The following is a 23,280-nucleotide window of genomic DNA, read 5'->3' as shown; positions in this document are numbered from 1 at the left end:
AGAAAGTGATAAAAAATAAACCCCATATAAAATACGGGGTTTATTTCAATTTAGGCTCAATTAGAAACTATATTTAATATTCGCCCAATAACGACGTCCTTCATCAACTACCCAGTTACCGCCTTTATCATTTACAGCAGGCCCTGTTTCATCTGTAATATTTAATACTGCGAAGTTAAACATGGTATTTTTATTAAAGTTGTAGGTCATCCCTAAATCAAAGGTTGTGTACCCACTACGATAACGTGCACCTGAATGGCTATTTCGTTGTGCTGCCCAAATTTGTTTGCCCGTATAAGCGGTATTGGCATAAAAACTAGTCGCTTCATCAAACTGCCAATCCACGCGTGCGTTGGCACTGTGTTTAGGCGTCATATCTAGTGGATATCCTTTTAATGACTCACCAGAAGCTAGCTTTTCGTCATCACTTTTACGTTCTGAATCAATATAGGTGTAGTTCGCATTAATATGCCAGCTTTCAGCAATAGGGAAACCAATCGCGGTTTCAATTCCTTTAATATTCGCCTTTCCTACATTGTCATACTGATATAAATCTAATCCAGTGATTGGATCTTTCTCAGCAGTTTTGTAATTCGTTAACTTATCTTTAAAATCCGTATTAAAGAAAGTCACACTTGCAGTAACGCCATCCCCGTTATCATAACCAATACCAATTTCTTGGCTAACTGAAGTTTCAGGTTTTAAATCACGATTACCATACATAATTGCATGGCCTTTATCGGTTGAGGTGCCATATTCTGGGCTGATTTCACGCAGGCTTGGCGCTTTAAAGGCTTTCGCTACACCACCTTTTAAAGTCAATTCATCTGTTAAATGATAAACGGCATAGGCTCTTGGGCTCCAGTGATTACCGTAATACTCGTGATCATCAAGACGCACACCTCCCGTCAATGCTAAATCATCCGTAACGCTATATTCATCTTCAATAAATAACGCTTTTTGATCAGCCGTAATGGTCGATTGTTTTATATCTTTGCCACCAAGAGACGATTCATCTTTTAAACGTGAATATTGATATTGACCACCAAAGGTCATCACATTTGAAGGTAAAAACGCGGTAAATTTTGCATCAAAAACGGTATTAGTGATCTCAGGGCGACGATCTTCGTAATATTTATAGCTATTTCCCGTCGCCTTATCAACGGCTTCGGTTTTTTGAATACGTTTAGTTTGTTCTTGATAAACACTTAATTCAGAGTGAAGAATATCAAACTGATTTTTATAAGTTAATGCCCAATGGTTACGATCATTATTGGTTTCTAACATCTTGTTTTTATCAAGACGCCCACCGCGATTGGTAAATTCACTCATGGATTTACCCGGTGTCGTTGTGCGTTGTAACGTATTACGACCTGCTTCTAATAAAATGGTTTGATTATCAGTCGGTGTAAATGCCAATTTTGCCGTAATATTTTTATTGTCATTACGACCTTGCCCATAAGTGATTTTATCTTCTGCACGTAAGTAGCTACTGCCATAAAGCTGTAAGCCTAATTTATCTTCAATTAAAGGCCCCGAAAGATAAAAATCACCATTAATAGAATCACCTGCATCACGGTTATGTTGTAATGTACCGCCAAGTGCAACAGAGCCATGCCACTCTTTTGTTACTGGTTTAGTGATGATATTGATAACACCACCCATTGCATCTGAACCATACAGAGATGACATGGGCCCACGAATCACTTCTATTCGTTCAATCGCATCTGCGGGTGGAATAAAGCCACCTTCATAACCACCACTCCCATTTGGGCGCGACTCGCGGCTATTTTGACGGCGACCATCAACAAGAATAAGTGTGTATTCACCCGGTAAACCACGCATCGTGATTTCTTGTTTGTTGGCATTACCGTTAATGCTAACACCTTCAACACCTTTTACGGCATCGGCTAAATCATGAACCGGTTTTTTTGCGAGTTGTTCTTTGCTAATCACGGTGATACTTGCTGGTGCATCTGTAATTTGTTGAGCAAACCCTGATGCTGATACAACAAGTTTCTCTTCTTTATTTTCTTGTGCATACAGCGGGTAAGAGGCAGATAAAATACAGGCGGTTAAAACACCCATTTTAAAGTTCATAGTGGTTCCCTGAATTAATAACAGTTATAGTAATGAGAATGATTAATATTAACTTAATCAAATATTCATGAGAATGATTTTCTTTTCATATTTGGTGTTTTTTTTTAATCTGTATCAAAGTAAATCATCACCATTTTCGCTAGACCTCTTTGTAAACAATTCAAACATAAAAAAAGCAGAAGGTATTAACCCTCTGCTTTCTTCTTTTGTAGGATATTTATAGATTTAACGGATCAACAAATCATCACACTGTTATTACCAGAACACAGCATAAAGCACACATAATATGACCATGATGGCATAGGAAGCGATGTTAAATCCGCTTTGTGTTTTAAAGGTTTTATCTGTTAATGTAATCGCCCCTACGCTGTCATCTGTTTTCGTTGAGGTTAAGCTCACTAAACCAATCACGACGGTTGTAAACATAAAGGTGTACATCATTTGATCAAGGAATGGCATACCTAAAGGCATTAATTTTAGGAATAGAGCAAACGGTATAGATAAGACCACACCAATAATCGCACCTTTTGCGTTTGTTTTTTTCCAGAATAAGCCTAATAGGAATACAGCTAAAATACCTGGACTTACTAAGCCAGTATATTCTTGAATATATTGGAATGCCTGATCGATACCACCCAATAATGGTGCGATAAAACAAGCAATAATCAGAGCAATAACCGCACTGATACGCCCCACATTCACTAAGCGCGTTTCAGAAGCTTTAGGCCCGACATATTCTTTATAAATATCCATCGTGAAGATAGTCGCGATAGAGTTAAGCATAGAGGCCAAAGATGAAACTATTGCAGCAGCAAGTGCAGCAAAAACAACACCTTTTGCACCTACTGGTAAGAACTGAGTTAACCAAGGATAGGCTTTATCTGCTTGCGACAACGTTGGAATATGCGCTTGTGCCATTGTCCCTAAGCCCGCCATTAATTCAGGGTTAGTTGTAATAACAAATGCAGCAATTCCCGGAACAACCACAAGAACAGGAACAATTAATTTTAAGAATGCAGCAAACACGAGTCCTTTTTGTGCTTCATTGATAGATTTAGCAGCTAAGGCACGCTGAATAATATATTGGTTAAAGCCCCAATAATAAAGGTTAGCAACCCATAAACCACCAATTAGCACAGCGATACCCGGTAAGTTCATAAACTGCGGGTTATCTTTTTCTAAGATCATTTTAAAGTGATCTGGCGCGGCTTGTGTCATTTTGCTTAAGCCTTCCATGATCCCACCATCACCACCGATATAGCTGACCGCTAATACCGAGGTAAATAAACCACCAAGGATAAGGAAGAACACTTGTACTACGTCTGTCCATGCAACAGCAGAAAGTCCACCATAAAGTGAATAGATAACCGCAAATAATGCTAAACCAATAATGGCATACATCATTGGTACACCTAAGATGGTTTCTAATGCCAATGAACCTAAATAAAGTACCGATGTTAAGTTAACAAAGATAAACAATGCCAACCAGAACACGGCAAGAATGGTTTTTAAATTACGGCTTTTAAAGCGATTCTCGACAAATTCTGGAATGGTATAAATACCTTTTTCGATAAAGACAGGTAAAAAGTATTTAGCAACAATAATTAATGTCAGCGCTGCCATCCATTCATAAGAGGCGATAGCAAGACCAATGGAGAAACCAGAACCTGACATACCAATAAATTGTTCTGCTGAAATATTCGCGGCAATAAGCGAAGAACCAATTGCCCACCAAGGAAGGGTTTTACCTGCTAAGAAATAATCCTTTGTTCCTTTTTTCTCACCATCCTTTGAACGAGAAACCCACAATCCTAGACTAATAATGATGACGACATAGAGGGCAAAAATTGCATAGTCTATTGTGCTTAATCCAACACCTTCTGTATGCATAATATTTTCCTTTCAGACCCATAGAGAGAGTAGATTTTAAATGTAAACGTTTTCACAATCTTTTTCCGTTACTCCGTTCACAAATTTATCGCTTATGTTACGTAAATGGATCACAAAATAAGAAAACAAACGATTACCATGGCGAGTAAAGCAAAATTTAAGCTTAAAATACAATGATAGCTTTATTTAATAAATTTCAGACTCTCAAATAATCGTTGAAAAAGGCCTTAAAATGATAACGATTACACAGGTTAATTAAGTTTGACCTCTTAATGTGAAAACCATTAAGAGGATAGACTAGATTAAAAAGTAAATAAGGTTATTTAGAGAGGTGACTAAGATTAAAAACAGAATTACGTTGAACTAATGTGGGTGAAAAAATACGTTGTTTTTGTTCGAGGATTTCACCTTTAGAAAGCCTGATAGCAAGTGTTGCGGCTTGCTCTGCCATCATTTGTACAGGATAACGCACCGTGGTTAAACGAGGGTGAATATAGCGTGCAATTAAGACATCATCAAAGCCAATAACTGAGATTTTTTCAGGTACAGGGATTTCATTTTCATCAAGAACAGATAAAGCCCCAGCGGCCATAAAATCGTTGTAAGTCACTACTGCTGTAAAATCAATTGATTTTGTTAGCAAATGCATCATGGCTTTTTCCCCCCCTTCACCTTCCGGCTCGCCATACTCAATATAGCTTTCAGGCAATGAGATATTATTAGCTTCTAATGCAGCTTTATAACCAGCAAGGCGCTGAGTTGTATCTTCAATATGATGAGTAGATGAAATATACGCGATTTTAGTATGCCCTTGACGAATAAGATGCTCTGTTGCCATCCATGCCCCTTTATAATTATCTAAAGCGACACAACGTTCGGCAATTTCAGGAATAAAACGGTTAATCAATACCATGCTTTTAACTTCATGCGCATAAGCCAGTAACTCTTTATCAGAGAGGGCTTTTGAATGAATAACAAGGCCATCGCAGCGGCTATTAATCAATAACTCAATAGCTTGTCGCTCATCTTGAGCATCATGATAACCATTACAGACTAAGATATGTTTCCCTGATTGTCTTGCAACGTTATCAACCGCTTTAACGAGTGTACCAAAAAAGGGATCAGAAACGTCATGCACTAAAACCCCCAAAGTTTGCGTACTTTGACTAACCAACGCCCTTGCTGCCGCATTAGGTCGATAGCCCAGTTTTTGCATCGCTGCATTAACGGTTTCGATAGATGTTTGACTAGCTTTCGGCGAGTTATTTATGACTCTAGATACCGTCGCGACAGAAACACCCGCTTCTTTCGCTACATCTTTGATAGTCGCCATATCCACTCCTTATGGATCACCTTTATTCATGGTTAAGAAATAACGAGCCGTTAATCTACAAACAAAGAAAAAAGAGAATAATAGAATTTAAGAGGCTTGATTATCAGCGAAGAAGTGAAATTTAAAAAGTAAAAAGATCAAATAAATAGTGAAAAGGAAAGCGTTTACACTTTCCTTTTGTTATTACGAGTAAAACTTATAGATTGTTTGGCTATTCCATGCTGTATTGGCAGGTAAAACACCTTGGTTTTCATGCCATTCAGGATGATTAGGGCCATCTGGAAAATATTGTGTTTCTAATGCCAATCCTGAGTAATTACCGTAATGGCGACTCTTTCCTCTTGTTCCTGCCAGAAAGTTACCTGTATAGAATTGGACAGAAGGCATGGTTGTAAAAACATCCATTTTAAGTTCGCCTTCAGGGGCAATAACGGTCGCAACGGGCTTTTTATCCTCAATCGCTTTTTTATCTAAAATAAATGCATGATCGTAACCATTTGCGGCTTTTTGACATTCATCTGCCATAAAATCAAGGCCAACACGTTTTAATTTACAAAAATCAAACCCAGTTCCAGCTACGCTTGCAAACTCACCCGTAGGAATATTGCCTTTACCATTTTTTAAATAATGAGTCGCACAAATTTTTAAATCATGCTCAAGCGCGGTGCGCTCAGTATGTTCGCCCGCAAGGTTGAAATATGCATGATTAGTTAAACTTAATGGCGTAGTTTTATCACTCATCGCCTGATAATCAATACATACTTCATTATTATCTGTCAGTGTATAGGTCACACTTACTTTTACCGTACCGGGAAAACCTTGGTCACCATCACTAGAAATTAGTGAAAAAGTGACAGATTGCGAAGATTGCGCCGTGATCCCCCAGCGAAGATGGCTAAAGTTTTGCTTACCGCCATGTAAGGTATTTTTGCCCTCATTAGCACTAATTTTATATTCTTGCCCCTCTAATACAAACTTGGCCCCTGCAATACGATTAGCAAAACGTCCAACCGTTGCGCCAAAATACGCGGTTTGTTGTTTATGGGCATTCATATCCGCAGAGCCTAATAACACATCCCGACGATATCCATTAACCGCTACAATACAGGTTAACCAAGTTGCTCCAATATCCATTAAAGAGATAGACATACCAAAACGATTTTTAAGCACGACCACTTGTGCAGGTTTTCCATCTGATGCAGGTTGTGCTGTCATTTGTTCAGGTTCAAGAAAGCGAAGCTCATTAGTCGCCATTATTTTGCCTCCGAATAGCCCGCTCCTTGGCTTGCAGAGCAGACATAGATAGTTTCTTTTAATCCCGTTTTAGCTTCGTATTGCGCCTTAACAGAGTCAACGACTTTATCAACTAAATCTGGTGTCACTAATGCTACGACACAACCACCAAATCCACCACCCGTCATTCTTACGCCACCACAATCACCAATCACCGATTTCACGATTTCAACCAATGAATCAACCTCTTTAACTGTGATTTCAAAATCATCGCGCATTGAGAGATGTGATTGCATCATTAACTTACTCAATGTACTTAAATCACCATGGCGTAAGGCTTCTGCAGCATCTAATGTACGATCATTTTCAGTGATAACATGACGTGCCCGACGATAAACCACTTCGCTCATTAATGATTTTTTTGCAACTAAATCATCTAATGTGGCATCTCTTAATGCAGCCACATTTAGAATACGAGCAGCTTCTTCACACTGTTGACGACGGGTATTGTACTCACTATCCACTAAACCACGCTTTTTATTGGTATTGATAATCATCACAACCATATTTTCGGGCATTGTTACCGCTGACGTTTCTAATGAGCGACAATCGATTAATAGTGCATGATTTTCTTCACCACAAGCCGAAATAAGCTGATCCATAATGCCACAATTACAACCAACAAATTGGTTTTCTGCTTTTTGGCCATTTAATGCAATCTCTTTTTGGCTAATAGGTAATTGATAAAGTGTTTTAAGCGTTTGGCCAATGGCAACTTCTAATGCAGCAGAAGAACTTAACCCAGCACCTTGAGGGACATTTCCGGATATCGCAATATCCATACCATGAAAAGAGTAGTTATCTTTTTGTAGAAAATGAATAACACCACGAACGTAATTAGCCCACATTTTATTAGGTAAAAACTCAATGGTATTATCGAGGCTAAATTCATCAACATCATTTTGGTAATCAACCGCTATGACACGGATAGTATTATCTTCTCGTTTTGCCGCTGCAACGACCATTTGATAATTAATTGCACAAGGTAAAACAAAACCATCATTATAATCAGTATGTTCGCCAATAAGATTTACCCTACCTGGCGCTTGAATAAAATGTGTAGGCGCGTAACCAAAAATAGTTGAAAATGAACGAGTCACATTATTAATAAGTGCCTGCATAATAAATCCTTAGCTTAAAATTAAGTAATAGAAACCCCATCACATCATTATGTAAATAATGAGATGTTTGATTTAATTTATTTCGTGCTCAATAAAAAGCAGATTAATTAAAATACCTTACCATATCGCAGATCATTAATGTTGCTCTTTATAATGAATATCACTTACTTGACGTAAATTATTCGCGGCTTGTTCTGGCGTTAGATCTCTTTGTGATTCTGCCAGCATTTCATATCCCACCATAAATTTACGTACAGTGGCTGAACGTAATAGTGGCGGATAGTAAAGCGCATGTAATTGCCAGTGATCGATATTTCTCTCATCTTTAAAAGAAGGCGCAAAATGCCATCCCATTGAATAAGGAAAAGAACAATGGAATAAATTATCATAACGGCTGGTTAATTTTTTCATTGCAATAGCAAGATCATCTCGTTGAGCACTATTTAATTCACTCATTCTTCGAATATGCACTTTAGGTAACAACATCGTTTCATAAGGCCAAGAAGCCCAATAAGGCACTACTGCCAGCCAATGTTCTGTTTCAACTACGGTACGACTTGCATCTTTACATTCAGCATCAACATAATCGATTAATAGATTGCGTCCATATTTTTCAAAATAAGATTTTAATTGCGTATCTTTTCGCGCTAATTCATTAGGTAAGAAATCACTCGCCCAAATCTGTCCATGAGGATGAGGTTGAGAGCATCCCATCGTTTCGCCTTTATTCTCGAAGACTTGAACCCAAAGGTATTCTTTACTGAGCTCTTTTATTTGGTTATCCCAAGTATCAACAATTTTACGTAAGCTACTGACGGGCAATTCAGGGATCGTTTTTCCATGATCAGGCGAAAAACAGACAACTCGACTAATTCCTCTTACTGCTTGAGTTTGAAATAAAGGGTTTGATGAAGGCTCAACATCATATTCATCTTGCAACAACGCAGAATGGTCATTATTAAAGACATACGTTCCTGTGTAATCGGGATTCTTATCACCGGAAACACGGATGTTATTTGGACACAAATAACAATGCGGATCATAAGAGGGAAGTGTCGCAATCTGAGGCTTTTCATCTTTACCATTCCAAGGTCGTTTCGCTCTATGTGGTGAAACTAAAATCCACTGACCCGTTAGCGGATTATAACGACGATGAGGATGTTCAACAGGATCAAAAATCAGTTTCGACATAACCTTCTCTCTTATTTATTCAAGATTATCTGAATACTTACTTTAAATCTTATTTCAGATAACCATTTGGGTTTTGTAACTGCCAACGCCAAGCATCCGCAGCCATATCATCAATTGAACGAATAGCTTTCCAATGTAAATCTTTCTCTGCTTTGGCTGGGCTTGACCAACATTCTGCAATATCACCAGGACGACGAGCTTGTAATTGATAAGGAATAGGTTTACCGCTAGCTTTACGAAATGCTTCAATCATTTCAATCACACTAGTACCATTACCTGTTCCCAAATTATAAATATGTAAGCCCGCTTTTTTACCTAATTCATTTAATGCTGCGATATGACCATCAGCCAGATCCATAACGTGGATATAATCGCGAACGCCTGTACCGTCTTTTGTTGGGTAATCATTACCAAAAACAGCGACTTGTTCACGACGACCAATTGCCACTTGAGAAATATAAGGGGTTAAGTTATTTGGAATACCTTTAGGATCTTCGCCCATCGTACCTGATGGATGCGCCCCTACTGGGTTAAAATAACGCAGTAAACTAATAGACCAACTTTCATCAGCAACAAATAAGTCAGATAAAATACGCTCAACCATATATTTACTGGTGCCATAAGGGTTAGTCGTCCCTCCTACTGGCGAATCTTCAGTAATAGGAACCGTTTGAGGATCACCATAAACGGTTGCAGATGAGCTAAAAATAATGCTTTTTACGCCCGCATCACGCATACAACGCACTAGCACCAATGTGCCATTCACATTGTTATCGTAATACTCAATTGGCTTCTGAACAGATTCACCGACCGCTTTCAATCCCGCGAAATGAATAACAGACTGAATAGAATGCTTCGCAAAAATTGATGCTAGTAGCTGGCCATCACGAATATCACCGTTATAAAACAGAGGGCGTTTACCTGTTAAGGCTTCAACACGATTAAGTACTTCTTCATTCGCATTGCTAAGGTTATCTAAAACAATCGGTGTCATTCCCGCTTCGATCATTTGTACGCAAGTATGACTACCGATATATCCCATACCACCCGTTACTAATATTTCCACATTCACCTCTTTTGATTCAATTCAAAGGAAAAGCGCAAGACGGTTTCTGTTCACTGACACAGAGTTTAGCAAGATCAACAAAATTATTTCGTGATCAAACCGACATTTAGTGTAAACGTTTACACCCTTTTGATACGCTTTAAATTTTAATACAACATCTTAATTTAGGATTGCATTACAGTAAGTTAATAAAATACATAATACATCCCACCTATTTATCTCTAAAATAAACACCTACTTAAAGTAAACGGTTACATTTCAATTAATCAGTAAATTACATGATAAGACTGACATTCAATGGGTTTTATCATACCTTATTAACTTCTCCGCTAATATGTTTAAGCGGAGTAAGAACACTCCCCTTTAAATAATTCGGAGAAAAACGGGTCAACGACTACATGCAATAGTCACCATTAATAAGCACCGTTAATAAACACATTGAATATATACTCTAAATAATTCAAGGTGTAGCTAGGCGACAAGTAAATGAGTCGCTAGGAGCATACAGTAGTATGTGAGACTAGTGCGAATGAACGCTGAAGTATGACGAGTATCGAGTATGGAGAACATAATGAAACCGACTGTCTTGCTCTACCAAGATCTGCCCGAAAAACTGTACAACAAACTATCTGATTTTGCTGATATCAGACAATTTAAAACACTCTCTTTAGACTCTAACGACTTCCGTTTAGCACTTGCTAATGCCTCTGGATTACTCGGTGCAGGTGGCAATATCGATGAAAATTTTATTAACCAAGCACCTCATTTAAAAGCCGTTTCAACGGTTTCTGTAGGCTATGATAATGTTGACGTTAATGCACTCACCAAACGTAATATTAAACTAATGCATACTCCAACTGTATTAACAGACACTGTTGCAGATACCATGATGGGGTTAGTCCTTGCTGTAGCAAGACGTATTCCTGAACTTGCTGATAATGTTAAACAAGGTTTATGGGTTAAAAGTATCACACCTGATTGGTACGGCACTGATGTTCATCATAAAACCATGGGTATTATTGGCATGGGGCGAATAGGCAAAGCCTTAGCACAGCGTGCGCACTTTGGTTTTAATATGAATATTCTTTATTACTCACGAACAGAACATACAGAAGCAAACAATAAATTTGCAGCAAAGCATTGCTCTTTAGAGGCCTTATTACAACAATCTGATTTCGTTTGTATCACGTTGCCATTAACACCAGAAACGCATCATTTAATGGGGAAAAAACAATTTTTGATGATGAAATCTGATGCTTATTTAATTAATGCAGGGCGCGGAGCTGTAGTGGACGAATTGGCACTAATCAGTGCATTAGAACAAAAAGAGATCGCAGGTGCTGGACTGGATGTTTTTGAAAAAGAGCCTCTATCTTCATCTTCACCTTTATTAACAATGAAGAATGTGGTGGCTGTTCCACATATCGGCTCTGCAACAAAAGAGACTCGCTATGCGATGGCGGAATGTGCCGTAGATAATCTGATTGCAGCGCTAAGTAATCAAGTAAAAGAAAACTGCGTCAATTTTTAAAGTAGTAATTTAAAGTATAAAAAAGGTAATGATAGATTTTCATTACCTTTTTTATTAGTTGTTCAATTTAATTTAAGCTGGATCAACATGAGCCATTACACTTAAGATCTGTTTATTTTGCAAAACATTATTACGTGCATTAACAACAATTTCGTGACTTTCATTGACTGTGAGATCACCTTTGATTTCAAGATGTACATCTACAAGTAAATAATCACCGGAACGACGTGTCTTTAAATCATGAACACCTTGTACACCCGGTGTTGAAACCAGTACCTGTTTGATCTCTTCCAGCGTTTCTTCATCAGCGCCTCTGTCCATTAAATCTTGTAGAGCTTGATAAGTAAAACGCCATCCCATACGACCAACAAATAATCCGACAATTAATGCAGCTAATGGGTCAAAAAATTTAAATCCAGCCAAACTTCCGATAATACCAATCGCAACAACTAACGAAGAAGCAGCATCAGAACGTGCATGCCAAGCATTTGCGACTAACATATTTGAGTCGACTTTCTTTGCAACAGCAAGCATATAGCGAAATAATCCTTCTTTAGCCGCTAATGCAAGTAAAGCCACATATAAAGCAACACTATGAACTTCTGGAATAGTAGATGGATCTAAAATTTTATGAATGGCTGAAAACACCATCCCTAAACCCACAATTAATAAAATAACCCCAAGAATAAGTGATGCCACGTTTTCATAACGAAAATGCCCATAAGGGTGGTCTGCATCAGGTTTTTTCTGACTACCTTTATTGGCAATTAAAACAACAAAGTCAGCAATAAGATCAGAAAGTGAGTGAATACCATCAGCAATTAAACCTTGAGAATGTGAGAAAAAGCCCACTGTAATTTGCCAAATGGATAAAATGATATTGACAAAAACACTCACTAACGTACTTTTTTTAGCTGCCTTAAATTTTTCAGACTGCTTATTATCAGCCCGAGCCAACTCAATATCATCAATGTGATTATGTGTCATAATAATAATCTTATTTGGTTTTAAATAGCCTACTCTATTGCCATAGATAAATAGAGTTCCACAGGTTATTTCAGGTTCCATAACTCATTGGTGAGAATAAAGGACGACTCTGAATAACAATCCAGTTTAGGGACTAAGATTGCTGTCCAAACATCATATTGAGATGTCATTACCTATTAATATGCCATATTTAAATCTTTCTGTCTCTTATTTTTACTAATAAAATCTTATAGATACAAAACAATAATATAATTGATAATCATTCTTTTATGCATTTTCTATTTTTAATGAGAAAAAGAAAATTTAGTTTTTAATACGACATTATTAATTGCTTCCCTGTCAACAAGTTAAGGTGTATAACTTATTTTGATTATATTTCTAATATTATTTCAGACTGTTTTTAATTTTTAATGCTTAATACTATAAAGTAGTAAATAATCATTCTCACTCTTATTTAAAACACAGATCACAGCTATTTTTTACTATTAGGAGATAATAGTAATTATTTTAAACTAACGCTAAGTGAGGTTTGTAATGTATAAGAAAATCCTAGTTCCCATTGATATTTTAGAAGATGAACTTTCTCAGGAACTAATCACTCACATTGAACAAATAGCAAAGGTGGGTAAACCTGAGATCCACTTCCTCACCGTTATACCTAATGCTGAACTTTTCTTTGGTATCGAATTTGCCGCTATTCCTGAAAAATTCAAAGATTCGTCAGAGCGTACTCGTCTTGCTTTTGTTGCACTACAAGAAATGATCAAAGATGCAAAAATTCCTGATGAGCAAATTATATGTAATGTGGGTGTTGGTAATGCAAAAGATGAAATTTTAGAATATGCCCGCCACATTGATGCTGATTTAATTGCGATTGCCTCACATAGACCTAATGTTTCCTCTTATTTATTAGGTTCAACAGCATCATCAATTGTACGCCATGCCAAAATGTCAGTTTTAGTTATACGTTAATATTTAGCTTTTAAATCGCAACAAAGCCCTTTGTCTCAACAACAAAGGGCTTTTTAGTAAATGAAGATCTATCCTAAATAGGGCTGGCTGTTATTTTTTCACAGAATCTTGAGTAGTCTCAGCCGCTGACCAAATACGATATTTCACATCAACATCTTTTGGCGCATAAACAACAATAGGTAATTTGCTGTTATAACGGATGAAAGCATCTGATCCTATATTAGCCTGTACAAAGGCATCTTTTTTCGTATTGTCAGCGCATCCCATCATTGTAGACATTGGGCCATTTAAATCACCAACAACATAATAGCTATAACCCCAGCCTTCTAAATTCTTTTCATCTAAATCCGCACCAAACCACTGATGATTGCAATCTACTTTAAGTTCTTTACCGATAATTAATTCAACCTGATAATTGCTTTCATTATCTTTTTTCTCTAACTCAATAACATGACGAACTTGATTTTCTTGAGCCTTAGGATAAGGCGCAACTTTATCTAAACTGTCAGTAGCTTGTGCACACGCAGATAAAGACATTGCTGCTACTAAAGATAATATTACTTTGTTCATCACTCTCTCCATTTTTACAGCGAACACTTCGCCGTTAATAAAATTAGTCAGATGTTTTTATTGCTCGTTATCTGAATACTAATATTTTTAGTGCTTGAATGCTAACATCTTAGTAAATAGTACTATGAGTGGATAATTCTGAATGTTTTAAAAAGAAAAATCACGTTTTTTCATGAAATGTAAATTTGTGATACATCGCCGTGCAGATAAGCTATCTATGATTATACTGAAATAGAGACCCAATTTCTTTTCATAGGAGGTTATATGTTCTCAGATCAACAATCCCTTGTTTCTCAATTAAGAAATAGTGATCCCCGCTTTGAAGCTCTCTACGATAAACATCATCGACTCGACCAAGAAATTGCTAAATTAGAAGGCCCTAACGGAGCTGGCTATAATGATGAAGTTGCCAAACTAAAAAAAGAAAAACTTCATCTCAAAGATGAAATGCAAAAAATACTTCAACGAAGTGAAAAATAAGGCTCTTTTTAAGCGATGATTTATTATCATCGCTTTTTATGATTAAAAACAAAGATACCACATCATAAAGATGCATAATTAATGTATCTTTTGTTTTTTAAGGGCTCACTCACTATGTCATCAATACATGGTCATGAAGTTTTGCAAATGATCCTTTCTTCAGAAATGACATTCACTAAATTATCACTAATTGATGCTATCCATAAACAATTCGGCGATGACTCACGTTTTCATACTTGCTCAGCTGAAAATATGACAGCGACTGAATTAGTTGATTTCTTAGAAAGGAAAGGTAAATTTATTCCTGCAGAGGGGGGATTTACAACAAGTGAAAATAAGATTTGTCATCATTGATAGACATACAGTGTAAAAGTTAGATTGCCAGTGATTTCCTTTTTTGTGTGATTTCCTTTTTTGTGTCATTGGCTTTTTATATAAACAAGTAAAAAGCCAATTCGTTCTGGCAATCGTTATTGCTTTATTTACTACATTTTATTCATCGTCTATTTGTAACCAACCATCATCTTCCCAAACACTTTGAATAAGTTCCATTATGTGTTCATGCTTAGTTTCATCTTTTATGCCCGTAACTTGAATCGAGTTCATGCTACTAAAAGCGATACGAAACTGCATATCTGGATATTCTGGAATGATCTTTTTTCTCAGTTCGTGTTCTAAGAGCGGAAATAAGGAGTCAGTTATCTTAGATTGTTTATTAAATAAAATTTCCACACGCATTGGTTTCACCATTTAAAGGCAAATAAACTGTATATAAATACAGTAGTATATTCTAAGAAAAAAGAAAAGTCTTTTTGATAAAAATTTTTATCATTATGCATTACATAATATTTTAGCGTCTCTATCGACTCAATGATAACATGCATAATAAATACAACATATTACTAAGAGAGAAAGGCATGTCAGGAAAAAGAATAAATCGTGAGAAAAAAACTATTCAAAAAATGGTTCACCTTTATGCTCATTCTCACCCTGAAACTGACTCAGATTATTATCAACAATTAATCGATTACGCCTACAATCGGTTAGATAAATGTCGTTATGGTGAAGATAAACCGGCCTGTAAACAATGCCCTATTCATTGTTATCAACCCGCTAAGCGAGAAACAATGAAACAAATCATGCGTTGGGCTGGTCCACGAATGTTAATTTATCATCCAATTTTAGCAATACGTCACCTTATTGATGATAAAAAACCTGTTCCACCACTTCCTGAAAAAAAGCGTACTATTCGTTCAACTGAAAAGTAAAATCAGATTTCTTCAAACGGTATAAAACATGCTCAGCTAGAGGATGTGTTTTATCTAATGATGGATGAAAGAAATGATCAGATTGATGCATACCAAGTTTCTGCATTACACCTTGAGATGGAAGGTTTGAAGCTGCAGTAAAAGCAACAACCTCTTCTAACCCCAATGTCTCAAAAGCAAATTTAAATACAGCTAAAGCCGCTTCATAGGTATAACCTTTTCGCCAAAACTTTTTCGCAATTCGCCAACCAATTTCTACGCAGGGATTAAATGGTAAAGGCGCTACCGGAATATTTAACCCAACAAAACCAATAAATTCTTGAGTCTCTTTTAATTCAACAGCCCACATTCCCCATCCATTTTGTTGAATAAATTTTTCACGGATAATCTCAACCATATTATCACTTTCTAATCGAGATAAAGTGCAAGGAAAATAGCGCATCACTTCAGGTGAAGAGTTGATTTCAGAAAAAAATGGCGCTTTATCGCTTTCACGCCATTCTCTTAGGTGTAGCCTGGGAGTATCTAACTTCATCGTTATTCTCTGTTTATATAAAATTAAGACAATAGCGATAAAATAGGATAAGTAACGAACAATGAAAAGAAAAATGGTACTTTATTTTTTGTTTTCTTTTAGTTGATTTTCTACTGGAGCAACAATTTTATCTTTATTTGCATTAGAGCTTTCTTTTATTGAAACAACGCGTTGTTGAGCTACTGATTTTGCTTGATGTTCAACTTGCTCTGATTGCCCAGTAAAAATACCACCACGCTTAATAGACATACTGCCACAACGACTAGTACCACGTAACTCGCCATGTTCTAAGATATCTAAATTATTTGCAGCGCAGATACCTTTTACAAAACCATCAATAATAATATCAGGTGCAGTTAATTCACCTTCAACTTGCCCCGCATGCATAACACGAATAACGCCATCTTTAACATTAATATTACCGGCAACTTTACCCCAAATTTGAATATCGCCGTCAACATTAATATCGCCTTGGAATACTGTTCCTTTCGCAATAATCGTGTATAGTTTTTGCTCTGGCATCGGTTTTTTCTCTTCTGTTACTACTGGTGCAACAGGCTCTGCTGCTTTTGGTGTTTCAGTTTTACGACTAAACATAGCGGCCTTTTTTAACCTCAACGTTATAGAATAAATAATAATGCTAAAAATTAGGATTAAAATAATCAAAAATTCACCCGCCATCTGATAACGCCAAAAGGCAATTAAGGCAAGAGTCCAAATTATCCATATCCCACTGAATATAATATTTCGCAGTGTTCGCTTATTATCCATAATTAGCTATATCCTTTTACCTCCCTGACAATAAATACACTTATGCATTCACCATTCTAATAAACAAACGGCAAGCATAATGCCGGCAATAAGCCTATTATTACCTTTTAGTTTTTTGATTTGTTCTTTGAACGAAATAAAATTTAGCTTAATTAAATTAAGAGATAAAACACACTATTTTAATAATCTACGTGTAATGTAAATAAATCGTAATAATTATCAGCTTATTTGGATAAATATTTTTCATTAAAAATTAACATTTAACACCTAAATCCATATTTTCACAAAAATTCATTCAAAAAAATTCAACATCTCAAATTAACTCTATCTAAAATTTATCAAAAAAATACGAGACATTGATCACATAAACAATAAAAACAAACGATAAAAACAAGGAAAATAAACAAATAATAAATTTTTTGTGTACTATTTTATGATTTATGACTTGTTTTATATTATATAGAAACAACGTCATAGTAACAGTAGTTAATATAACTTAATGTTATTATTTATTTTTTCAATTTTGTTCTTCTTTATAGTTATGTTTCTTGCTCGTTTTTTTAAAATTTATTTAACAACTATTTTTCATAATTACTACGAATTAGCATTTATAATAAATTTTGCATTTTAAATGCATTTATTATTTTTTTACACTGTAAAGAAATAATTAAAATCAACTAATTGTTATATATGGGTTTTATTTAAATTTATAAAAAGCGTAAATTATTAATTACATTAATACTCATACTATTACTGAGCGTCTCAAAGAAAAAATTTATCCGTATTTAATTTCTTTTTGCAATTTATAAGGAATGTCATTAAATTAACAAAATGACTTATCTTAAATTAGAAAAACAAAATGCAATGCCTAATATCTAAAAAAAAACCACATCAAATTAAAGAAAATAGTCTCTTTTTTATTTTTAATAACATTCAATAATAAAGAAGTGTTTTTATAAATATTCTGATATTTATCTTTATAAAAATGCAGTGATACTTATATAATATTTTTTGGGCGAAAAATGAATACAATACAGTGTGACAAAACCGAGCAATATGATTGTACTATTCAAAAAAAATCTTATTTTTATCCACAATACCAAATATTAGAAAATGAACAAAAAGCGATCTTTCTTATAAGAAAGAATGCACTTATATTACAAAATTGTACTGACACAGTGACAATTAATGAAAACCAAGTTCTTTTTCTACAACAAGGTAGTTATACAATAAAAACTCAAGGCGCAGAGCCTAGCGATATTATTTATATCCCTATTTCTGATGACTTCTTAAGAAACTTCATGTCTAAGCATAACGATATCTTGTGCCAAATAGAAAGAGATGAAGAGTTTTCTCGAGCCTTTATTTGTTTTCAAAACTCACCTCTCATTCAGTTTTGTAGTAATGGCTTTGAATATCTTACTGCTCAATCTTGTCCTGAAACTTTCACTCAATTACGCATTGAAGAGCTTTTAGTTCTATTGCTTTCAACTGAACAAGGTTCTGACTTAATGGCGTTATTTCGTCAACTTAGCCATCGTCAAGTTGATCGCTTAAAGATTTTTATGGAAAAAAATCATTTAAAAAATTGGAAGCTCAAACAATTTGCTCGAGAGTTTGGAATGGGATTAACAACGTTTAAAGAGCTTTTTAGTCATGTTTATGGTACTTCACCAAGAACATGGATCTGTGAAAGACGAATTATTTACGCACACCAACTGCTGCTGACCACAGAAATGAGTATTGTTGATATCTCAATGGAATCAGGTTTTTCAAGCCAATCATACTTTACACAAAGCTATCATCGTCGTTTTAATATGACGCCAAGTAAAGCGAGAAATATCAGATCAAAATTATAAAAAATCCGACCGAATATCATAATATCTAAAAGCAATTTATAGTTAGAATACTTGAAATCTATTCTTATACGTGAATTGTATATCGTGATAAAAGAAAATATATATAGTACCAAAGCCCATTATTATGGCTATTTAGCCCTATTAAAAAAGATAATGGCATCAAGTAATGAAGAAACTGTAGATAACTTGTTTGATCTACAGTTTTCTTTCCGCTCGAATAAAAACACTATTACTACATGTGATATTAATAAACAACAAATAAAAATACTAGCTCGGGTTTTATGCCGTGAAAGCTTAGACAGTTTATTACAGTCCACTTGGTTTTTACGAAAGAAATACTGCTTTGTTGTTATATCTAAAGAAGATATACGTGATGTTATTGATTTCGCAAATCATTTTCATGCAGAGCAACCACATTCAACAATAACACCGGTGGATTGGGATAAATCGTTAAGAGCAACGGTCAATATCAATGAGCATATGCGCTTAATTCAAGCTGTAATAAAACCACTTTTTATGTGGTGGGTTCAACACATTACACCTCAGCTTTTCACGCTTTATGATACAAAAAGAGAGCTTGAGCTTCAAATTAAGCAGTGTGAAAATATTAAGTTATTTGAAGAAAAACAACTATCAAATAAAAGTGATTCTTTTTTATCTTTAAATGATATAAATATTAAACTTAATGCGGATAAAGCCAGACTAATTGTTATTGATGACTTATTACAGAGTAATATCCAACTTCTCCTCGATAATTGGAAAAATGAACCTGTCTTTAATGTTGAAATTAATAATACTTTAGATTACATCCAAAAAATAACACCGAATTCTGAATTAATAAAACCATTATGGAAGATTTTAAACAGTATTCCAGAACATCCTGAAAATTGTCAAAATTTAAAAGATTGGTTGCTAGAAAGAGAACTTTGCTTAAAGAACGATGAGTATTTATGGCGATAATAAAATTTCAGCTCTTCTCTAAATAAAAAGAAAAGAGCTGATGCTAACTTTTAATTATTCTATTTAATATCTAAAATCTCAATTGTTACAATAGACATGGATTCTGGAGGTACTTGCCCAGGCACACCATTTTTCCCATAACCGCCACTTGGTTTTATATAAATTTTGGCTTTACCATTGATACCCGCTTTTGCAATAAAGGTATTCAGTGGTAATGGCAGTTGACGGTAAGGTAAGATAAGTGGCTTAGATTTATCATAATTAAGAGTTACAGTACCGTCAGTCAATGATTCATGCATTGTAAATACAACTGTTTTACCTGTAATTGAAGCCACTGGTTTACCCTGTTTTAAGATTTTAAAATAGGTATTATCGTCATATTGTACGTAATTTTGTTTTTGGATCTCAGATAAAATGGATTTATTACGCTGGGCATTATCTTTTCCAATGATCGAATAAGCATAAGCAAGTTGCCCAGCAATCATTTGCCCTTCACCCGCCATTTTCTCAAGCTGCTCTTTTAGCGTTTTATTCTCTTTTAAAATATTATTAGTGTCTGTATTAACTTTCGCTAATTCAGCATCTTTTGCTTTAATTTGCTCATTTAATTTAGCAATAGATTCTGTTTGCTGTTGCTTTAATGTGCTGATTTTTTGTGTGTTTTCTGTATTCTGTTTTTCTAATTGTACTTTTGCTTCAGCTAATTGAGCACTCAATTTATCTGTCGTATTTTGCTTTTCAGTGAGTTGTTTTTCTAGCAATGCTAAAGCTTTCTCACTCTCTGTTTTGCTCGTGGTAACTTGAGCTAAGACGATATTATTCTCTTTAAATTGTGTATCTAATGTTTGATATTTCTCAGATAGCTCAGTTTGCGCTTTCTCTAACTTGGCTATTAGATTATTTTTATCAGCAATTAAATTATCAACGGCTTTTTCACCGGCAGATAAACTCTTCTTCAAATCAGCTAATTCAGTGACTTTATTATCTAACTGTGATTTTAATTCTGGGATCGCTTTTAATTTCTCATCCACTTGCTCTTTTTGCTGTTGAACAGCTAAAAGCGATTTATTAAGTTGAGTTTGTTCCTGATTACTTTTTTCAGCTTGTATTTTTAGTTGTGCTATTTCTTTGCGTTGTTCCTCAACAAGTTTGCTATTAGCATCTTGTTGCTTTTCTGCTTCTGCTACTTTTAATGCAAGTTCTTTAGATAAATCTTCACGTTCTGATGTGATCTTCAATAATGTACTTTGCAATTTATCTATTTCTTTTTTCGCAGAGTCATCTTTTAGCAATAGTTGAGCCTGTGTAAATTGAGTCTGCACATCTTCTTTCTCTTTCTTTATTATTGCTAATTGATTTTGTACATCTGTGAGTTGTTTAGTTAATTTTTCTTGCTCCGTTGTTATTGTTGATAACGAATTTTCTAATGTTGCTATCTCTTTATTTTTTACTGCTTCTAAATTAGCTAACTCTTGTTCTTTTTGCTTATTATTACCAACTAGCAATTGCTGAGATTCAACATACTGAGCTTGTATCGTTTCTTTTTCTTGTTCAATTTTAGCGAGTAATATCTGCTTTTCATTTAATTGGCTAATTAATTTTTCTTGCTCTAGTTTTATACTCTCAAGTGAACGTTGTAATTTATCAATCTCTTTTTTCGCGCTATCATCTTTTAACAGAGTTTGAGCCTGCTGATACTGAGATTGTAATTGTTCTTTTTCTTGCTCAAGCTGAGTATATTTTGCCTCTAAGGTTTTAAGTATTCCCGCTTGGTTTTCAAAATTTTGTTGCTGTTTTGCTAACTCTGTATTTTTTACTGTTGTTGCCTGTAATACGCTCTCTTTTTCAGATAATTGTTTAACTAATAAATCACGCTCTTTTTGTATTGTTTCTAAATCACTTTGTAGCTTAGCAATCGCCTGTTTTAACGTGTCATCAGTAAGTAGGTTGTTCGCTGTAGCTAACTTTTCTTCTGTTTCAGCCAGCGTCAATTCAAGTTGTTTAATTTGGTTATTTGCATTTTGAAGTTCTTCTAAATGCTCTTTTGTTATAGCTGCCTGTTCAGTGTATTTTTGATACAACGATTGGTATTTATTTCTCGTATCTGCTAAACGATTTAATAGCTCTTTATTAAAAAGAGGTTGTTTATGATCGAGTACAGAACGATTGAACTGATATGCAAAGTGAAAAGGGATAGCCGTAACAGAATAAAATGTTCCTGGAATAATATCTAACAAGAAATTGTCATTACGTTGAGGCTTTGTATAACTCTCTTTTGAATAAAGAGCTAACGGGTTATAAACCGTTGCATTATTTCTGTAGCTATAACGATTAAGATCCTCTGGTATAAATTGTGGTTTTATAGGAACAAATGAAAGCAACGGAGTTAAATAACGAGTGTAATCACTCTCTAATTTTGAATAATTAGCGGGTAACACAGGGCAATTTTCTGCCAATTTGATATCAGGCGTCTTAATAGGTTCGACTGCTTGATTATCTGTTTTAGCTGGCGTAGAAGGTTTAATTTGTCGCTCTGGTTTTGTTTGTTGAGTCGCTGTTGTGCTGTGGTTTACGCTACGATTAGCCTGACCGGTTCTCGTTGACGATGGAATTGTAGCAGATGTTTTAGGCTCAATTTTAATTGGCTCTTGCGTTTCAATATAACGGTCAAAATCTTCAATAACAGAATTAAACTCATTATTGGCAAACGATAGTGTTGGAAACAGCATAAAAGCGAGACAAACACTCTGCTTTAATTTCATAGTAATTATTCACCTAATTTTTTTAATGTCGAATTAACTGACATAATCGACAAATAGCGAACTTTTGCACATAAAACTTCTGTTTTTGATTCAATGCTCATTTTTAATAAATCTAAGCTATCTTTACTTGCTGTACTTTGAACACTACGGTACATCGCATTGATTTCGCTAATTTCTTTAAATGCGCTCATCATAGATTTATAGTCAGATGGAGAAAAAGTTTTCAAAGAATCAAGTTGTTTGATACAAGCACTTTGAGGTGCTAGCCCCAATTTTCCTGCATCTACACCACTATCTACAGACTCTGATGAAGGTGCCATAGAAAGCGGTTGTGCCACTGCCACTGGTTGAGTTTGTACTACTGGCTGTGTAGTTTGTGCTGGCGCAGGCGTTTCAACTGGACGAGAATAATCAGTCCACGTACATCCAGATAATGTGAGAACGCTGGTTGCCATAAATACAGCAAGGACATTCTTTTTATTTTGTAATAAGGACATCATTTTTCCTTAATTCCGATCAGACTTAAATAAGAGCATATGAGTTGTCGCATTTTAAGCCATTTTATTATAATTTTCTATTACCTGCTGCATA

Annotated in this window: 21 protein-coding genes; 7 read left to right on the top strand and 14 right to left on the bottom strand. The window is 35.2% G+C overall.

What is annotated here, in order from left to right; translation table 11 throughout:
- Nucleotides 1-60: 60 nt before the first annotated feature.
- The 7 genes from DK861_RS08340 to galE all read right to left on the bottom strand — a co-directional run bounded on the left by DK861_RS08340 (nucleotide 61) and on the right by galE (nucleotide 9,994).
- Nucleotides 61-2,100, bottom strand: coding sequence for an IreA family TonB-dependent siderophore receptor (locus DK861_RS08340; RefSeq protein WP_072063322.1), 2,040 nt, complete (start codon nucleotides 2,098-2,100; stop codon nucleotides 61-63).
- A gap of 255 nt (nucleotides 2,101-2,355) precedes the next feature.
- The gene (locus DK861_RS08335) at nucleotides 2,356-3,990 is read right to left on the bottom strand and encodes a sodium/sugar symporter (RefSeq protein ID WP_072063323.1); all 1,635 of its coding nucleotides are present in this window, start codon (nucleotides 3,988-3,990) and stop codon (nucleotides 2,356-2,358) included.
- A 319-nt stretch (nucleotides 3,991-4,309) separates the two neighbouring features.
- Complete coding sequence (locus DK861_RS08330) at nucleotides 4,310-5,323, bottom strand: substrate-binding domain-containing protein (protein WP_109399812.1); 1,014 nt, start codon at nucleotides 5,321-5,323, stop codon at nucleotides 4,310-4,312.
- 183 nt (nucleotides 5,324-5,506) lie between these two features.
- The gene (gene galM / locus DK861_RS08325) at nucleotides 5,507-6,577 is read right to left on the bottom strand and encodes a galactose-1-epimerase (protein ID WP_109399811.1); all 1,071 of its coding nucleotides are present in this window, start codon (nucleotides 6,575-6,577) and stop codon (nucleotides 5,507-5,509) included.
- Nucleotides 6,577-7,737, bottom strand: a complete 1,161-nt coding sequence (galK, locus tag DK861_RS08320; RefSeq protein WP_109399810.1) for a galactokinase — start codon at nucleotides 7,735-7,737, stop codon at nucleotides 6,577-6,579. Before galK ends, galM begins: the two co-directional genes overlap by 1 nt.
- 135 nt (nucleotides 7,738-7,872) lie before the next feature.
- A complete protein-coding gene (locus tag DK861_RS08315; RefSeq protein ID WP_072063326.1) occupies nucleotides 7,873-8,928 on the bottom strand; it encodes a UDP-glucose--hexose-1-phosphate uridylyltransferase in 1,056 nt (351 codons plus the stop codon).
- 49 nt (nucleotides 8,929-8,977) lie between these two features.
- Entirely contained in the window at nucleotides 8,978-9,994 is a 1,017-nt protein-coding gene (gene galE, locus DK861_RS08310) for a UDP-glucose 4-epimerase GalE (protein WP_072063327.1), read from the bottom strand.
- A gap of 571 nt (nucleotides 9,995-10,565) precedes the next feature.
- Between galE and ghrB the strand changes: the two genes are divergently transcribed.
- On the top strand, nucleotides 10,566-11,525 hold the full coding sequence (ghrB, locus tag DK861_RS08305; RefSeq protein ID WP_109399809.1) for a glyoxylate/hydroxypyruvate reductase GhrB: 960 nt from the start codon (nucleotides 10,566-10,568) through the stop codon (nucleotides 11,523-11,525).
- Nucleotides 11,526-11,597: 72 nt separating this feature from the next.
- Here ghrB and DK861_RS08300 read toward each other — a convergent pair whose 3' ends face one another.
- Nucleotides 11,598-12,512, bottom strand: a complete 915-nt coding sequence (locus DK861_RS08300; RefSeq protein ID WP_109399915.1) for a cation diffusion facilitator family transporter — start codon at nucleotides 12,510-12,512, stop codon at nucleotides 11,598-11,600.
- A 534-nt stretch (nucleotides 12,513-13,046) separates the two neighbouring features.
- On the opposite strand from DK861_RS08300, the gene DK861_RS08295 reads away from it, so the two are divergent.
- Nucleotides 13,047-13,484: a universal stress protein gene (locus DK861_RS08295; RefSeq protein ID WP_006533647.1), complete on the top strand. Its 438-nt coding sequence runs from the start codon at nucleotides 13,047-13,049 to the stop codon at nucleotides 13,482-13,484.
- 90 nt (nucleotides 13,485-13,574) lie between these two features.
- Here the strand turns inward: DK861_RS08295 and eco are convergent, their stop codons facing one another.
- Entirely contained in the window at nucleotides 13,575-14,066 is a 492-nt protein-coding gene (gene eco, locus DK861_RS08290) for a serine protease inhibitor ecotin (RefSeq protein WP_255311068.1), read from the bottom strand.
- A gap of 252 nt (nucleotides 14,067-14,318) precedes the next feature.
- On the opposite strand from eco, the gene DK861_RS08285 reads away from it, so the two are divergent.
- Together DK861_RS08285 and DK861_RS08280 are read left to right on the top strand one after the other, a co-directional pair.
- On the top strand, nucleotides 14,319-14,534 hold the full coding sequence (locus DK861_RS08285; protein WP_006533649.1) for a DUF465 domain-containing protein: 216 nt from the start codon (nucleotides 14,319-14,321) through the stop codon (nucleotides 14,532-14,534).
- 114 nt (nucleotides 14,535-14,648) lie between these two features.
- Nucleotides 14,649-14,888 carry a YecH family metal-binding protein gene (locus tag DK861_RS08280; RefSeq protein ID WP_006533650.1) on the top strand — a complete coding sequence of 80 codons (240 nt, stop codon included), beginning with the start codon at nucleotides 14,649-14,651 and terminating at the stop codon, nucleotides 14,886-14,888.
- A gap of 138 nt (nucleotides 14,889-15,026) precedes the next feature.
- Here the strand turns inward: DK861_RS08280 and DK861_RS08275 are convergent, their stop codons facing one another.
- A complete protein-coding gene (locus tag DK861_RS08275; RefSeq protein ID WP_162556772.1) occupies nucleotides 15,027-15,272 on the bottom strand; it encodes a DinI-like family protein in 246 nt (81 codons plus the stop codon).
- A 179-nt stretch (nucleotides 15,273-15,451) separates the two neighbouring features.
- On the opposite strand from DK861_RS08275, the gene DK861_RS08270 reads away from it, so the two are divergent.
- Nucleotides 15,452-15,802, top strand: coding sequence for a nitrous oxide-stimulated promoter family protein (locus DK861_RS08270; protein WP_109399807.1), 351 nt, complete (start codon nucleotides 15,452-15,454; stop codon nucleotides 15,800-15,802).
- On the opposite strand, the gene DK861_RS08265 is transcribed toward DK861_RS08270, so the two are convergent.
- Both DK861_RS08265 and DK861_RS08260 read right to left on the bottom strand, forming a co-directional pair.
- Nucleotides 15,780-16,337, bottom strand: coding sequence for a GNAT family N-acetyltransferase (locus DK861_RS08265; protein WP_109399806.1), 558 nt, complete (start codon nucleotides 16,335-16,337; stop codon nucleotides 15,780-15,782). The genes DK861_RS08270 and DK861_RS08265 overlap by 23 nt on opposite strands.
- 81 nt (nucleotides 16,338-16,418) lie before the next feature.
- Complete coding sequence (locus DK861_RS08260; protein WP_239452152.1) at nucleotides 16,419-16,934, bottom strand: polymer-forming cytoskeletal protein; 516 nt, start codon at nucleotides 16,932-16,934, stop codon at nucleotides 16,419-16,421.
- Nucleotides 16,935-18,130: 1,196 nt separating this feature from the next.
- Between DK861_RS08260 and DK861_RS08255 the strand changes: the two genes are divergently transcribed.
- Together DK861_RS08255 and DK861_RS08250 are read left to right on the top strand one after the other, a co-directional pair.
- On the top strand, nucleotides 18,131-18,967 hold the full coding sequence (locus tag DK861_RS08255) for an AraC family transcriptional regulator (RefSeq protein WP_109399804.1): 837 nt from the start codon (nucleotides 18,131-18,133) through the stop codon (nucleotides 18,965-18,967).
- Between the two features lie 84 nt (nucleotides 18,968-19,051).
- Entirely contained in the window at nucleotides 19,052-19,927 is an 876-nt protein-coding gene (locus tag DK861_RS08250; RefSeq protein WP_109399803.1) for a T3SS regulon anti-activator ExsD domain-containing protein, read from the top strand.
- Nucleotides 19,928-19,986: 59 nt separating this feature from the next.
- Here the strand turns inward: DK861_RS08250 and DK861_RS08245 are convergent, their stop codons facing one another.
- Complete coding sequence (locus tag DK861_RS08245; RefSeq protein ID WP_109399802.1) at nucleotides 19,987-22,689, bottom strand: sugar transporter; 2,703 nt, start codon at nucleotides 22,687-22,689, stop codon at nucleotides 19,987-19,989.
- A gap of 5 nt (nucleotides 22,690-22,694) precedes the next feature.
- Complete coding sequence (locus DK861_RS08240) at nucleotides 22,695-23,186, bottom strand: hypothetical protein (protein ID WP_239452151.1); 492 nt, start codon at nucleotides 23,184-23,186, stop codon at nucleotides 22,695-22,697.
- Nucleotides 23,187-23,280 lie beyond the last annotated feature (94 nt).

The organism is Proteus sp. TJ1640, assembly GCF_003144445.1.
Lineage (GTDB): Bacteria > Pseudomonadota > Gammaproteobacteria > Enterobacterales > Enterobacteriaceae > Proteus > Proteus penneri.
Note: the sequence above shows the minus strand (reverse complement) of the source record. Positions and strands in the feature narration are given on the sequence as shown.

Coding starts and splice junctions, on each gene's coding strand:
- DK861_RS08340 (WP_072063322.1), bottom strand. CDS start 2,100: ATGAACTTTAAAATGGGTGTTTTAACCGCCTGTATTTTATCTGCCTCT.
- DK861_RS08335 (WP_072063323.1), bottom strand. CDS start 3,990: ATGCATACAGAAGGTGTTGGATTAAGCACAATAGACTATGCAATTTTT.
- DK861_RS08330 (WP_109399812.1), bottom strand. CDS start 5,323: ATGGCGACTATCAAAGATGTAGCGAAAGAAGCGGGTGTTTCTGTCGCG.
- galM (WP_109399811.1), bottom strand. CDS start 6,577: ATGGCGACTAATGAGCTTCGCTTTCTTGAACCTGAACAAATGACAGCA.
- galK (WP_109399810.1), bottom strand. CDS start 7,737: ATGCAGGCACTTATTAATAATGTGACTCGTTCATTTTCAACTATTTTT.
- DK861_RS08315 (WP_072063326.1), bottom strand. CDS start 8,928: ATGTCGAAACTGATTTTTGATCCTGTTGAACATCCTCATCGTCGTTAT.
- ghrB (WP_109399809.1), top strand. CDS start 10,566: ATGAAACCGACTGTCTTGCTCTACCAAGATCTGCCCGAAAAACTGTAC.
- DK861_RS08300 (WP_109399915.1), bottom strand. CDS start 12,512: ATGACACATAATCACATTGATGATATTGAGTTGGCTCGGGCTGATAAT.
- DK861_RS08295 (WP_006533647.1), top strand. CDS start 13,047: ATGTATAAGAAAATCCTAGTTCCCATTGATATTTTAGAAGATGAACTT.
- eco (WP_255311068.1), bottom strand. CDS start 14,066: ATGGAGAGAGTGATGAACAAAGTAATATTATCTTTAGTAGCAGCAATG.
- DK861_RS08285 (WP_006533649.1), top strand. CDS start 14,319: ATGTTCTCAGATCAACAATCCCTTGTTTCTCAATTAAGAAATAGTGAT.
- DK861_RS08280 (WP_006533650.1), top strand. CDS start 14,649: ATGTCATCAATACATGGTCATGAAGTTTTGCAAATGATCCTTTCTTCA.
- DK861_RS08275 (WP_162556772.1), bottom strand. CDS start 15,272: ATGCGTGTGGAAATTTTATTTAATAAACAATCTAAGATAACTGACTCC.
- DK861_RS08270 (WP_109399807.1), top strand. CDS start 15,452: ATGTCAGGAAAAAGAATAAATCGTGAGAAAAAAACTATTCAAAAAATG.
- DK861_RS08265 (WP_109399806.1), bottom strand. CDS start 16,337: ATGAAGTTAGATACTCCCAGGCTACACCTAAGAGAATGGCGTGAAAGC.
- DK861_RS08260 (WP_239452152.1), bottom strand. CDS start 16,934: ATGTTTAGTCGTAAAACTGAAACACCAAAAGCAGCAGAGCCTGTTGCA.
- DK861_RS08255 (WP_109399804.1), top strand. CDS start 18,131: ATGAATACAATACAGTGTGACAAAACCGAGCAATATGATTGTACTATT.
- DK861_RS08245 (WP_109399802.1), bottom strand. CDS start 22,689: ATGAAATTAAAGCAGAGTGTTTGTCTCGCTTTTATGCTGTTTCCAACA.
- DK861_RS08240 (WP_239452151.1), bottom strand. CDS start 23,186: ATGTCCTTATTACAAAATAAAAAGAATGTCCTTGCTGTATTTATGGCA.